The 13,628-nt window shown below is 66.8% G+C and carries 10 protein-coding genes; 6 read left to right on the forward strand and 4 right to left on the reverse strand.

The genetic code is table 11. The features are described 5' to 3' along the window. Position 1 precedes the first annotated feature (1 nt). Complete coding sequence (locus LuPra_RS29995) at positions 2 to 1,090, forward strand: hemolysin family protein (protein WP_110174180.1); 1,089 nt, start codon at positions 2 to 4, stop codon at positions 1,088 to 1,090. Continuing rightward, positions 1,087 to 2,400: a hemolysin family protein gene (locus LuPra_RS30000; RefSeq protein ID WP_110174181.1), complete on the forward strand. Its 1,314-nt coding sequence runs from the start codon at positions 1,087 to 1,089 to the stop codon at positions 2,398 to 2,400. Before LuPra_RS29995 ends, LuPra_RS30000 begins: the two co-directional genes overlap by 4 nt. A 139-nt stretch (positions 2,401 to 2,539) precedes the next feature. Here the strand turns inward: LuPra_RS30000 and LuPra_RS30005 are convergent, their stop codons facing one another. The 4 genes from LuPra_RS30005 to lpdA form a co-directional block, all read right to left on the reverse strand. Then, the gene (locus tag LuPra_RS30005) at positions 2,540 to 3,220 is read right to left on the reverse strand and encodes an RNA polymerase sigma factor (protein WP_110174182.1); all 681 of its coding nucleotides are present in this window, start codon (positions 3,218 to 3,220) and stop codon (positions 2,540 to 2,542) included. 114 nt (positions 3,221 to 3,334) lie between these two features. Beyond that, entirely contained in the window at positions 3,335 to 3,985 is a 651-nt protein-coding gene (gene lipB, locus LuPra_RS30010) for a lipoyl(octanoyl) transferase LipB (RefSeq protein WP_110174183.1), read from the reverse strand. Next, complete coding sequence (locus tag LuPra_RS30015) at positions 3,985 to 5,310, reverse strand: dihydrolipoamide acetyltransferase family protein (protein ID WP_110174184.1); 1,326 nt, start codon at positions 5,308 to 5,310, stop codon at positions 3,985 to 3,987. Before LuPra_RS30015 ends, lipB begins: the two co-directional genes overlap by 1 nt. Before the next feature lie 107 nt (positions 5,311 to 5,417). Next, positions 5,418 to 6,845, reverse strand: a complete 1,428-nt coding sequence (lpdA, locus tag LuPra_RS30020; protein WP_110174185.1) for a dihydrolipoyl dehydrogenase — start codon at positions 6,843 to 6,845, stop codon at positions 5,418 to 5,420. A 242-nt stretch (positions 6,846 to 7,087) separates the two neighbouring features. Between lpdA and LuPra_RS30025 the strand changes: the two genes are divergently transcribed. From LuPra_RS30025 to LuPra_RS30040, 4 genes are all read left to right on the forward strand, one after another. Continuing rightward, positions 7,088 to 8,476, forward strand: a complete 1,389-nt coding sequence (locus LuPra_RS30025; protein WP_110174186.1) for a sigma-54-dependent transcriptional regulator — start codon at positions 7,088 to 7,090, stop codon at positions 8,474 to 8,476. 222 nt (positions 8,477 to 8,698) lie between these two features. Continuing rightward, on the forward strand, positions 8,699 to 10,147 hold the full coding sequence (locus LuPra_RS30030; protein WP_110174187.1) for a radical SAM/SPASM domain-containing protein: 1,449 nt from the start codon (positions 8,699 to 8,701) through the stop codon (positions 10,145 to 10,147). A 304-nt stretch (positions 10,148 to 10,451) separates the two neighbouring features. Next, positions 10,452 to 11,909 (forward strand): ABC transporter substrate-binding protein, encoded by a 1,458-nt coding sequence (locus LuPra_RS30035; protein WP_157899860.1) that lies wholly within the window; start codon positions 10,452 to 10,454, stop codon positions 11,907 to 11,909. Then, positions 11,906 to 13,624, forward strand: a complete 1,719-nt coding sequence (locus tag LuPra_RS30040) for a sensor histidine kinase (RefSeq protein WP_110174189.1) — start codon at positions 11,906 to 11,908, stop codon at positions 13,622 to 13,624. Before LuPra_RS30035 ends, LuPra_RS30040 begins: the two co-directional genes overlap by 4 nt. Positions 13,625 to 13,628 lie beyond the last annotated feature (4 nt).

Raw genomic sequence — 13,628 nt, forward strand, 5'->3', positions numbered from 1 at the left:
CGTGATCACTCCCTTGCTCGTCGTGACCTCGATGGTCGCGATGACCGCGCTGTACGTCGCCGCCGAATTCGCCGCCGTCTCCGTCCGCCGCAGCCGCATCCGGCAGATGGCAGAGGACGGCAATGCCATAGCGAAAGGTCTCCTCCCCATCCTCGAGGACGCGAGCGCCCTCGACCGCTACATCGCCGCCTGCCAGGTCGGCATCACGCTCGGCAGCCTCATCCTCGGCGCGTACGGCCAGATCGCGTTTGGACCGGGCCTCGCGACCCTGCTGCGAGAGCGTGTGGGCCTCGACCCGGTGGCCGCATCGTCGGCAGCGGCGGCGGTGATCCTGCTGATCCTCACGGTGGGGACGATGGTGGCGGGAGAACTCGCGCCGAAGTCCCTCGCACTCGAGTACCCGACGCAGATCGCGCTCTACACGTATTGGCCGATGCGCTGGTCACTGTGGTTGCTCGGCCCGTTCATCTGGTTCCTGAACGGGTCAGGCACGCTCATCCTGCGCCTGCTTGGCAGCGCGCACGGCGCCCACCGGCACGTGCATTCGCCGGAAGAGATCGAACTGCTCCTCGCCGAGAGCCACGACGGTGGCCTGCTCGAACCTGACGAACTGCGGCGACTGCAGCGGGCGTTGCGATTCAGCCTCCGGACGGCGGCGCAGTTGATGACCTCCCGCGACCGGATGCAGGCCATCGACGAGGCCACACCGATCGACCAGGTGCTGCTGCTGGCGCTCGGCTCCTCTCAAGCCAACGTGCCTGTCTACCGGGGCAACCTCGACACGGTGGTCGGCTTCCTGAACACCAAGCGCCTGCTGGTACGTCATGTCGAGGATCGTCCGGTGGCGTCGCTGCGGGAAGTGATCCAGCCCGCCCTCGTCGTGGACGAGTCCATGACAGGCGATCGGCTGATCGCCGAGCTCCGTGGACACCGCGCGCATCAGGCCATCGTCCTCGACGACCGGCGGCAGGTCGTGGGCATGGTCACGCTCGACGACATCCTGTCGTCGCTGCTCGGGCCGACGCCTGACGAATTCACCAAGTCGACACTGCGAATCAAGGCGCCGCGGGCCACGAGGTCGCGCACATGACGACGCTGATCGTCATCGTGGCGGTGCTGGTGCTGCTGAACGGGCTGTTCGTGGCGGCGGAGTTCGCCATCGTCGGCACCCCGCGTGTCGCGATCGACAAACGTGTCGCGGCCGGCGAGCTGCTGGCGCGGCGCGTGCAAGGCGTGCTCGAGGATCCGCGGCGCCAGGATCGGTTCATCGCAACCGCGCAACTCGGCATCACGCTGGCGAGTCTCGGCCTGGGCATGTACAGCGAGCACCAGGTCGCGGATCGACTGGTGCACTGGCTGGAAGGACTGGGTGCCGGCCGCTACATCGCCGCGCATACGCTTGCCAGCATCGTCGCCGTCGCGATCCTGACGTACGCGCACATCGTCTTCGGCGAGATGGTTCCCAAGTCGATCGCGTTGCAGCGGGCCGAGCGGACCGTGCTGTGGATCACGCCGGTGATGCTGGTGATACAGGCGGTGTGCTTTCCGCTCGTGCTGGCGCTCAACGCGCTCGGCAACACGTTGCTGCGGCTCATCGGCGTCCGACGACAGCAGCGATCGCACGAACACCTGTATTCACCGGAGGAACTCTCGCACATCGTCACCGAGAGCGAGGCCGGAGGGATGCTGCGGGAGGAGTCGGGCAAGATCCTGCGCGAACTGTTCGAGTTCGGCGACCTCACGGCGCGGGAGGTGATGACGCCACGGGTGCGCCTGGCAGCACTGCCGCTCGGCGCCGATGCCGAGACCGTGACCGCCACCGTGCGTAAGCGGCCGTATACGCGATACCCGGTCTACGAGGGAGACATCGACCACCTCACCGGCATGGTCAACGTGAAGGACCTGCTCCTGCTGAAGGAGAGCGGCGGCGTGCTCGCGACCGACATCGTCCGGCCAATCCCGGCCGTGCCGGATACCGCGACGCTCGACGTCGTGCTCGAAACGCTGCGTGACGCTCGAACGCAGATGGCCGTGGTCATCGACGAGCACGGCGGTACCGCCGGGGTGCTGACGCACGAGGACCTGTTCGATGAGGTGATCGGCGAGGTGGCCGAGGGCGCCGCCGATCACACCAGCATCTACAGGACGGCAGACGGGGTGCTGCGCGTGAGCGGGACCTCACGCGTCGAGGAAGCCGGCGAAGCACTCGGCGTTGCGCTGGAGCACGACGAGGTGGACAGCGTCAGCGGCTTGATCCTGGCGCGGCTCGGACGACCGCCGATCATCGGTGACGAGGTCACGTACGACCACGTGCGGTTCGTGGTGGTCTCGATCGAGGGACTCGGTGTGAAGGAGTGCACCGCCGAACTCGAGGAGGCGGGCGATACCACGGGCGAGTAGCGTGGACGGGTGTCGAGCCTGCTCGACGCGCTCGACCGCCCAACAACGAATTGGCCCGGTTCCGCCGATCCTCGCCGGGGGCGGCGAGGCGGGGAAACCGGGCCTGGGTGGAGCGGGAGGAACGAGTGTCTGCTGAGCGTCAGACGACGCTGTGCAACGTGAGACCGGTGGCGAAGTCGGCGAGGCGCTCGCGCAGGATCAGCCGGCCGCGGTGCAGGCGCGACTTCAGCGTCTGGCTCTTCACGTTCAGCACCAGACTGGCTTCCTCGGTGGACAACCCGTGGATGTCGCGCAGCACGATCGGCGCGCGATAGATCTCGGGAAGGTCCTTCATCGCATCGGCGAGGCGGCCACGCAACTGGGTGCGTAGGAACGCCTCGTCGGCCAGGCTCGTCCAGTCGGCCGCCCCACGAAGGCGCCGGATGCCGTCGTCCTGGTCCTGTCCCTGCATCTCGTGCTCGGACACTTCGGCCGGGCGCGTGAACTTGCCATTGCGCAGGCGCGACATCGCCGTGTTGAAGGTGATGCGATAAATCCAGCTCGAGAGAGCCGCGTCACCACGGAACGCCTCGACCTTCTTGACGACCTTCATCAGGACGTCCTGGGTCACTTCCTCGGAGTCCTCGCGGTTCTTCATGTAGCGGAAGGCCAGTTGGTACACCTTGCTGCCATACGTGCTCGCGAGCATTTCCACGGCACCGGGAACGCCGGCCTGCAGCTGCTCGACCAATGTGCGCTCTGCGTTGCTGTCTCGCTTCATCTCGCCTCCGTCCAACAGCTCACCGGAGACGGGAGTGACAATCCCGACGTCTAGGCTCATGGTGGGTCGCTCCGAGGTGAAAGCGTAGGCGGTAACTATACTCTGGTCCAGTTCACGAAGGTCTAGTGGCCTTTTTTAACGGTCATCGGGATCCGTTTACCTCGGACGTGCGTCTTAACAGGGGTTTCGATCGAAGACCCGGCACATGTGGTGGATGACGCGATCCTCGACGCCATCCATGGGGGGTGCGGTTCCGAGCAAGCGTTCCAGCGACGTCACGCCCCGGTCGGTGATACCGCACGGCACGATCAGGCCGAAGGGATCCAAGTCGGGAGCGACGTTCAGCGCGAAGCCGTGACTGGTCACCCACCGCGAGAGCCGGACGCCAATCGCGGCGACCTTCTCCTCCCCCACCCATACCCCTGTCAGGCCCGGCTTGCGCGTCGCGGCAAGACCGAAGTCCGCGCACACACCGATCAGGGCCTCCTCGAGGTCGCGGACGTACCGGTGGGCGTCCATCCGATCGGGCTTCAGGTCGAGGATCGGATAGCCGACGAGCTGACCGGGACCGTGGTACGTGACGTCGCCGCCACGCCCGGCCTCGTACAGCGCTATGCCCCTGGCGCGCAGGACGTCGTCGGTCGCGAGTACGTGCTCGCGAGACTGGCGTACCTTCACGCCGAGGGTGATGACCGGCGGATGTTGCAAGAGGAGCAGGCTGTCGCCGATGGTGCCGGCCTTGCGCGCGGTGACCTGGTCGGCCTGTAGCGCGAGCGCGGCCTCGTATGGCACGAGACCGGCGCGCGTCACCTCGAGGCTGTTCATCAGTCCCAGGACTCGATCGCGGCCTTGACCTTGCTCATGAACTCGTCGGCGACGGCGCCATCGACGAGGCGATGGTCGTATCCGAGCGTCAGGTAGCCGCGCTGTCGCATCGCAATCATGTCGTCGACGACGACCACGCGCTTCTCGATGGTGCCGACGGCAAGAATCGCGACTTGGGGCTGGTTGATGATCGGCGTGCCGAACAGCGTGCCAAACGAACCCGGGTTGGTGACGGTGAACGTGCCGCCCTGCACGTCCTCCGGCTTGAGTTGCTTGGCGCGCGCGCGCGCGGCGACGTCGGCGATGCCCTTCGCGATGCCCAGCAGGCTCTTCTCGTCGGCCTTGTGCACGACGGGCACGACGAGACCCCACTCCAGGGCTACCGCGAAGCCGAGGTTGACGTCCTTCTTGTAGACGACCGAATCGCCGTCGATCGCGGCATTGAGGACGGGCATCGTCCGCAGGGCGTCAGCCACGGCCTTGGAGATGAAGGCGAGGTAGGTCAGCTTCGTGCCGGCGCGCTCGAACTCCGCCTTGCGGGCCTGCCGCGCGGCCGCGACGCGCGTGAAGTCGACCTCGAACACCGAGTGCACGTGCGCCGACGTCCGCCGGCTGTACATCATGTGCTCGGCGATCTTTCGGCGCATCACCGACATCGGCTGCACGTCGACGGGCTCGCCGGCCTGGAACGCGGGGATGTGCAGGCCGCTGCCCCGTGCCGTACCCGGCGTGGACGGCATGTGCTGGCGATCGTCGAGATACTTCAGGATGTCGCTCTTGGTGACGCGACCGCTGATGCCCGAGCCATGCACCTGCGAGATGTTGACCTGGTGTTGCTCGGCGATGCGGCGCACCAACGGCGAGGACTTCTGCCGGCGACGCTGCTCGGTCGTGTCCTCCTCCGACGACTCGCTGGCCGCCGGCATGGCTGCCCCGGCAGCGTGGCCCTCGGCAGCGTCCGCGGGCTGTCCCGCGACGTCGGTACCCGAGGTGTCGTGCCCGTGACTCGTCGTGGAAGGACTGGACGCGGTGCCATCCGGCTGCGGCGACGCCCCCTCCTGAGTTCCTGAGTTCCTGAGCTCCTGAGCTCCTGTCCCAAGCACGGCCACGACCGTGTCGATGGCGACCGTCTCGCCTTCGTGCACCCTGATCTCCAGGAGCACGCCCGCCGCCGGCGACGGGATCTCGGCATCCACCTTGTCGGTGGATATCTCGAAGATCGGTTCGTCCCGGTCGACCGTGTCGCCGACCTTCTTGATCCAGCGGACGACGGTACCTTCCGCGACCGATTCGCCCATCTGGGGCATCACGACGTTTGTGGGCATAGGGACACTCGGCTCACGTCTCAGGGCTCAGGGCTCAGGGCTCAGGCTCAGGGCTCAGGGCTCGCCTGAAACTTGAAACTTGAGACCTGAGACTTGAGACCTGCTACCTACATGTGAATGGGCGCTCCGTGCGTCGCGTGCGCGGCCTCACCCACCGCCTCCGACATCGTCGGATGTGCCTGGATGGTGCGAATGAGTTCCTCGACGGTGCACTCGAGCCGCAGGGCGAGTGTGGCCTGTGCCACGAGTTCGGTGGCACGCGGGCCGATCATGTGCACGCCGAGGATTTCATCGTACTTCGTCTCGGCGACAATCTTCACGAACCCCTCGGTCTCGTTCGCGATCTTGGCGCGGCCGAGGACACCGAACGGGAACGAGCCGACCCGCACGTCGTAGCCGCGTTCCTTCGCCTGCGCCTCGGTGAGGCCGACGCTGCCGATCTCGGGGTCGCAGTAGGTGCAACCGGGCACATGGTCGTAGGTAATCGGCCGGACCGCATGCCCGGCAATCCGCTCGGCCACCAGGATGCCTTCAGCCGACGACAGGTGAGCGAGCTGCTTGTGCGCGCCGTCGCCGAGGGTGATCACGTCACCGACCGCGGAGATGCCCGGCACACTGGTCCGCAGGAGCTCATCGACCTTGATGTAGCCACGCTCCATCACCAGGCCGAGTTCCTCGGCGCCGAGGCCGTCGGTCACCGGGCCGCGGCCGGTCGCCACGAGCAGGTACTCGGCCGACACCGTCTCGGTCTTGCCGTCGGGCAACTGCGCGGTGATCTCCACCACGTCGCCCTTGTTGGCGGCTGCGGTCACCTTCGTGCCCGTCAGGACGCGGATCTTCTTCTTGCGGAAACTCTTCTCGAGCAACTCCGAGACGGCGGCATCCTCGTTGGGGACGATGCGCGGCAGCAATTCGATCACCGTCACGTCCGTCGTGCCGAAGCTGTTGAAAATCGATGCGAACTCGACGCCGACCGCGCCACTGCCCAGGACGATGATCGACCTGGGGACCGACCGCAGGTTCATCGCCTCTGTGCTGGTGATGATGCGCTGGTAGTCGAACGAGATGCCCGGGACGCTGCGCGGCGACGATCCCGTTGCGACGATGATCTCCTTGCCGGCCGTGATCTGGCTGGTGGCGCCAGCAGCGTCGGTGACCTCGATGGTGCCCTTGCCGAGCAGGCGCGCGGATCCCTTGATCCACTCGATCTTGTTCTTCTTGAACAGCAGCCCGATGCCGCCGGTGAGGCCCTTGACGATCTTGTCCTTGCGGTCCTGGACCACGTTCAGGTCCAAGCCGACGGCAGCCTCGCCGAGCGTGATGCCCCAGTCCTTGGCGGCTTTCGCAACCTTGAAGGCATGCGCATGCTCGAGCAGCGCCTTGGTCGGAATGCAGCCCGTGTTCAGGCACGTGCCACCGAGCACGTTCTCCCGCTCCACCACGGCTGTCGTCAGCCCGAGTTGTGCGGCACGAATGGCCGCCACGTAGCCGCCAGTTCCGGCGCCGATCACCACGACATCGAATGCGCTTGCCAACCCTTGCTCCTCTGCGAGTGAAGGACGGGCGCGCCCCTGCGCCGGCCCTGGGAACGCGTCGACCGCGCCCCGCCCAGCATGCCCCACTCGGATAAACCGAAGGACGCCCGGTGAAAACTCTCAATTATGGATCGCCTGCCGGTCCGTGCATCCGCCGTCCTACCGATCGACAGGCTTCGTGGGGCGGCCTCGCGGCAATTCCATCGCCGATGCGCTGGCGTTGGATAAGATGAGCCAACACGATGGCACCCGCCCTGAAGACCATCCTCATCGTCGACGACGACGAGGGGATGCGAGACACGCTGATGGCGATTCTGAAGCGCGACTATCGCGTGTTGTCGGTCTCGTCTGCCGAGGACGGCCTGTCACGCCTGCGTCAGACACGGGTCGACCTGATGTTGCTCGACGTCCGGTTGCCCGGCATCGGCGGCCTCGAACTGCTGCGGCAGGTGCGTGAGCAGCGCGACGAGGTCGAGGTCATCATGATCTCGGCGATCACCGATGTCGAGACGGCCGTCCAGGCGATGAAACTTGGCGCCTACCACTACATCACCAAGGAGTTCGATTACGACGCGCTGCGGGCGCTGGTGCGCAACGCGAGCGAACGGCAGGACCTGCGCAACCGCGTTGAATCGCTGACCGCGCAGGTGCAGGCCCAGGACGAGGAGTTCGTCACCGGGACGAGCGCAACGATGAAAGCCGTGGTGAGCCTCGTGCAGAAGGTGGCACGCCTCGACAGCACGGTGCTCATCACCGGGGAGAGCGGCACCGGCAAGGAGATGCTCGCGCGACGAATCCACGCCGAGTCGGATCGACGGAAAGGGCCGTTCATCGCGGTGAACCTGGCCGCGGTGCCAAGCGAACTGGTCGAGAGCACGCTTTTCGGGCACGAGCGTGGATCGTTCACTGGGGCCGTCCGCCAGCAGCTCGGGAAGTTCGAGCTCGCCAACAGCGGCACCTTGTTCCTGGACGAAATCGGTGACCTTCGCCTGGAGTTGCAGGCGAAACTCCTGCGAGCAATCCAGGAGGACGAAATCGAGCGGGTCGGTGGCCGGCACCCGATCCAGGTGGATTTCCGGCTGGTCGTGGCGACCAACGCCGATCTCTCGGAGGCAGTGCGGCAAGGGCGATTCCGGGAGGATCTGTTCTACAGGATCAACGTCATCCCGGCGCGGTTGCCTGCGCTCCGCGATCGCAAGGAGGACCTCGGGCAGCTGCTCGACGTGTTCATCAGGCGCTACGCGCTGCGCTTCCGGAAGGTCGTGCGCGGCATCGAGCCGTCGGCGTTCGCCGTGCTGGAACGCTATGCCTGGCCGGGCAACATCCGGGAACTGCAGAACCTCGCCGAGCGGATGGTCGCCGTCTGCGACAAGGCCGAGATCACCGAGGCCGACCTGCCGCTCGAGGTGCAACTGGCCGCGCTCGAGGCCCTGACCGCCGACCAGGGCGAGAGTGTCCTGGACCAGGCCGTCGCCGCCTTCGAGCGCAGTTACTTGCTGAAAGCCCTGGAGAAGGGCGAATGGAACATCGCCGCCACCGCGCGGCAACTACGCCTTCCGCTGAGCACCCTGAAGCACCGGATGGGGCGGTTGCGCCTCACCGACGTGACCCGGCGGCTGCGGGACGCCTGAGCCTCCGCCGGAGTCTTCGGGTCCCCTCGATGTGCCGGTCAGCCGTCACCCCAGCAGTTCCTGCCGACACCTCAGAGCTGTAGAGGTTGCAGAAATCGCACTTTCAGGGCGACATCCACTCGTGCTTGGATCCGTTTAAATCGTTGCATCTTATAACGTTACGTCTGAAGCCGGCGTAAACCCGTCAATTCTGGCACCGTTCTGGCAGTCTACGGCGCCGCCATGCGCGCGTCGCGGTTCACGGTATCCGTCCCGCTCCCGGACACAGGCGAACACTTCCTGTTCAATTCCCTGACCGACGCCCAGATCGTCGTCTCAGACGACGTCGTGCAGTTGATCGGCCGTGTGGACCGGGACGAGGCTGCCCATCTGGACCCCGCAGCCCGGGAGGCCGTCAGCGAACTGACCGCGCTCGGGTTCATCGTCGACAGCCGGGATGCCGAGGATCGCGCGCTCGAGACGTTCTTCACCGACCTCCGCGACGACGCGAGCCACCTGCGCGTCACGCTACTCACCACGCTGCAGTGCAACTTCGCCTGTGATTACTGCATCCAGGGGGACCACGAGGCGCATGCCACGCCAGCCGCCAGGATGTCTCTCGAACAGGCCGCCCAGGTCGGCGACTGGATGGAACAGCGGCTCGACGCGTTGGGGCCGCCACGGTTCACCCTGACGTTCTTCGGCGGCGAGCCCCTCCTGAACCTGCCCGTCGTGTATGCGCTGGCCGAGCGCATGTGGGACGCCTGCCGGAGCCGCGGCGTGGCGATGAACATCAGCATCATCACCAACGGCTTGCTTCTCACCGAGGCGGTTGTGGATCGGTTGCTGCCGTACGGTCTCACGGGCGTGAAGATCACCCTGGACGGTGACCGCGCGACGCACGATCGGCTGCGCCCGTTGCGCGGTGGCCAGGGCACCTTCGACCGCATCCTGGCCAACATGCGCGTCGTCGCCCCCAAGGTGCGCCTGAGCATCGGCGGCAACTTCGACGTGGAGAGTGCGGCCAGCTATCCGGAACTGCTCGCACTGCTGCGGAACGAGCCCTTCGCCGACCGCATCGCCAAGATTGCATTCAAGCCCATCATCCGCGGGCCGAATACCGGTAGGGCTGGCGCGGGCACGGTCGTGCGGAGCACGGCCGACGGCGGACGGGTGATCCCGTTGATGGCCGTCGACTCGCGTCAGGTCGCCCTCGGTGGCACCTGCATGACCGCGGCCGGCAGTGGCGCGGGCAGCGGAACACCGTGCGACACCTGCGGGCTGGCCGACGAGCGGATGTCCTGGCTCCGGGCCGAAACCAGGGCCAGCGGCTTCGCGACGCTCGACGGGCTACACATGGGCCCGTGCGAACTGCACCGCCGTCACTCGTACACGGTGGGACCGGAAGGGTCGCTGTACCCGTGCCCCGGCTTCACCGGCGAGCCGGGCCAGCGGATTGGCCACGTCGTCCCGGCGCTCGACCCGGCGCATCACGCGGTGCGTGATCGGTTCGAGGCGCATGCGCCGTGGCGGGCGTGTGGGGACTGCGCGCTGGTGCCCGTGTGTGGTGGCGGCTGCTCGGTGGCCGCGCACAACGAGCAGGGCGACCTCAACGCGCCGAGTTGCCATCGACCGGGGATGCTGGTGGCCCTGGGCGAGATCGCGTCAGCTGCGGCAAGCGTTCCGGCCTGACCGCCGGTGCCGAGTCGGCATGTATTCATCCTGGAGACGACCATGACCATTCGCATCGTCAAACGCGGCGTCAGCAAGGACAAGCCGCCGTTCTGCCCGTTCCTCATCGACTACCCGTGCGATCAGCCGGAGCCCAAGTAACACACGAGACGAGCCCATGACGTCACGACCGACGTCGCGCCACACGGGTTCGTGATACAAGCAGCGTCGGCGGCGCCCCTCATCACGGAGAGGTCTCGCCGTACGCTGCGTGACCGCGCTCGCTGCCCGCTCTCCCGGACGTCGCGACGCACGGCGTCGTGCCGTGCTGCTTGTGTTCGCGTGCCTGCCCGGTATCGTCATCGCGACGGCCGGATGTGGACGCGCGGACGCGCCGGCGGCTGCCGTGCCCGCCCGCATCACCGTGGCCCTGCCCAGCGCAGATGTGCCCATCGCGCCGCTGCTCTTCCTTCTCACCCAGACCCGGCTGGTCAGCGTCGATCAGACCGGGATCGAACAGCCGGCATTGATCGAGCGCTGGACCCGATCGGACGACCAGCGGACATGGACGCTGTTCGTTCGTGATGGCGTGCGGCTCCATGACGGACGTATCGTGACCGCCGCCGATGTCGTGACCCGGGTTCGAGAGGCGGTCGACAGGCCCAGCACTCCCGGGTTGTGGCCAGTGACCTCGGTCGAGGAGGCGGGCCCACGCGAGGTGCGAGTGCACCTCCGCGAGCCGACGAGTCTGTTGCTCGAGTCCCTCTCGGTGACCCAAGCCGTCGATGCTGGCGCCTACCAGGCGAAGGACGACGCGCCCGCTGAACCGGAGCTGGTGGCTGTCCCTCAGTCGGGACATGGCCCTCCGAGCATCGGCACCATCCAGGTTCGGCGCTACGAGACGCCCCGCGCTGCCGTCGCCGCCTTGCTGCGTGAGGACGTCGACGTCCTCTACGAAGTGCCGAGCGAGGCGCGCGGTCTGCTGGCAGTGGAGGACGGCGTGCAGATCTTCCCGAACGTCAAGCCCTATGTCATCACCCTTGGATTCAATCACCGTCATCCGATTCTCCGGCGACGGGACGTGCGACTGGCGATGAACATCGCCGTGGATCGACAGGCGCTGGTGGCGCAGGTGGCCGGCGGCGTCGGCATTCCCGCGGCCGACATGCTCTGGCACCAGCATTGGACCCATCCACATGTGGACGATGCGCAGGCGTTCCCGGTGGACCGCCAGCGCGCCGGCCAGTTGCTCGATGCGAGCGGACTGCAGCAGCGACGGACGCCCACTGGGGCGATCGAGCCCCGGTTCCGAGTCACGTGCCTCGTGGTGGACGACCCGATGATGCAGCGCATCGCCAGGCGGCTCCAGAAGGCCTACGCCGACATCGGCATCTCAATCGATCTGGAACCGATCGCACTCGAGGCACTCGGCACGCGGCTGGCCAGCGGCCACTTCGACGCCTTTGTCTCACCCGTCGTGAGTGGCTACGGCATGAGCATGCCGTACGCGTCGTTCGGAAACCACGGCCACCCGCGGATGATCGACCATGGCTACACGGCAGCCGCGCCCGCGGCCGAACTGGTCCGTGCCGCCGCCACGCGAGAGGCCTTCGTCGAGGCCGTTCATGCCCTGCACCGGACTCTCATCGAGGACCCGCCGGCGGTCTCCCTGTTCTGGAGCGAGACGAGCCGCGCCGTCGGCCGCCGCGTGACAGTCCCTGATTCGTCGGGAGACGTGCTGGGCTCATTGGCGCGCTGGACGGTGAGGAGCAAGGGGCAGTGATCCCGATCACGCGACGCATGGCCCTGCTCGTGACGACCGCCGCGCTCGTTCCACTGCTGATCTTCGGTCTCGTCGCCGGCTGGACGCTGCGCACGACGACGCAGAATTCCGTGCGGGAGAACCACGCGGCCATCGCCGCCCGCGCTGCCGAGACGATCGCCCTGTACCTGAAATCCACCGAAAAGCTCGTGAAATCGGCGGTGTCGGACCTCGAAGGCACGGGGCTCACGCACGCGCAGCAGCAGCGGGTCCTGCTCAACCAGGTGACCAACACGCCCGAGATCAAGGTCCTGACGCTCTACGATGCCCGGGGCGTGCCCCTGGCCACGAGTGACCTCACGCCCGCGCCACCGGCACCGCTCGCGCATCTCACCGAGGCCGCATTGACGGTCCTGCCGGTGGACCTCGATGGGGATCAATGGCCGCGCACCCGGCTGACACTCCGGCTCGACGAGCCGCTCGCGCCCTACCTCGTGGCCGAGTTGCAGCTCGAGGAGCTGTGGCAGGTCGTCGACAACGTGAAGGTCGGCATGAGCGGCCGCGCGTTCCTGGTGGACGATACGGGGCGCATCATCGCCGATGGCCGCCCCGACGGAAAGAAGCGCATAGCACGCCGTGAACGCATCGGCGCGCACCCGCTGGCCAGGGCGACCACCGTCGCCGGTGCGAGTTACACGCGCGCCTACGATGGAGTCGAGGTGCTTGCCGTCGCGACGGCCCCGCTCGAACGCTACGGCTGGCGCGTCATCGTCGAGCAGCCCACCGCGGACGCGTTCGCGCCCGCGACACGGCTGGAACAGCAGTTGCTACGATTCGTGACCCTCGCGCTGCTCGCGAACATCGCCATCGGCATCGCGTTCGGGCGATCGCTGCTCCGGCCCATCTCGGACCTGCTCGGAGGCATCCGGGCGATCGGCGAGGGACGGTTGGATCAACGGGTGCATATCACGCGCGACGATGAGTTCCGGCTGCTTGGTGACGCATTCAACGCCACCGCCGACAAGCTCGGGGAACTGCAGCAGGCCGCGATCCGGCAGGAGCGTCAGGCGATGTTCGGCCGCATCGCCGCCGGCCTGGTGCACGACCTCTCGCATCCCATCCAGAACATCAACAACAACTGCAAGCTGGTGCTGCAGATGCACGACGACGCGGAGTACCGCGCGACGTTTGCCAAGCTCGTCAAGCGCGAATTCTCGACGATTCAGCGGACATTCGAAGACCTGCGCAACCTCGCGCGCCCAATCCCGCTCGAGAAATTCCCGGTGGACGCCGGCAAACTCATGGTTGACGTCGTCGAGCGGATGCAGGCACAGGCATCGGTCGCGGGGGTCACCGTGGCCGCGAGCGAGGTCCCGGAGCGGACGCTCTATCTCGAGGGAGACCTGTTCGCACTCGGGCGGGTGCTGCGCAACCTGGTGCTCAACGCGCTGCAGGCCACACCGCCGGGGGGGCGCGTGTGGATCGAGGTGGACGGGAACGATGATCGCGTGCAAGTGCACGTGTGCGACACGGGCTGCGGGATCCCGGCCGACCGGATTCAGGCGGTGTTCGAGGACTTCGTGACGACGAAACGGCGCGGGCTGGGACTCGGCCTCGCCATTTCGAGAAAAATCGTGGAACAGCTGGGCGGGTCGATCAACGTGACCAGCACGGTCGGTGAAGGCAGCCGTTTCACGCTGGCGTTCCCGCGGCTCAGCAGGATTGCCGGCATGTGAAAAA

This window comes from Luteitalea pratensis (assembly GCF_001618865.1).
Taxonomy (GTDB): Bacteria; Acidobacteriota; Vicinamibacteria; order Vicinamibacterales; family Vicinamibacteraceae; genus Luteitalea; species Luteitalea pratensis.

What these genes read in the sequence shown, in the direction of transcription:
- LuPra_RS30030 (WP_110174187.1), top strand. Translation starts at nt 8,699, where the DNA reads ATGCGCGCGTCGCGGTTCACGGTATCCGTCCCGCTCCCGGACACAGGC.
- LuPra_RS30015 (WP_110174184.1), bottom strand. Translation starts at nt 5,310, where the DNA reads ATGCCCACAAACGTCGTGATGCCCCAGATGGGCGAATCGGTCGCGGAA.
- LuPra_RS30025 (WP_110174186.1), top strand. Translation starts at nt 7,088, where the DNA reads ATGGCACCCGCCCTGAAGACCATCCTCATCGTCGACGACGACGAGGGG.
- LuPra_RS30000 (WP_110174181.1), top strand. Translation starts at nt 1,087, where the DNA reads ATGACGACGCTGATCGTCATCGTGGCGGTGCTGGTGCTGCTGAACGGG.
- LuPra_RS30005 (WP_110174182.1), bottom strand. Translation starts at nt 3,220, where the DNA reads ATGAGCCTAGACGTCGGGATTGTCACTCCCGTCTCCGGTGAGCTGTTG.
- lipB (WP_110174183.1), bottom strand. Translation starts at nt 3,985, where the DNA reads ATGAACAGCCTCGAGGTGACGCGCGCCGGTCTCGTGCCATACGAGGCC.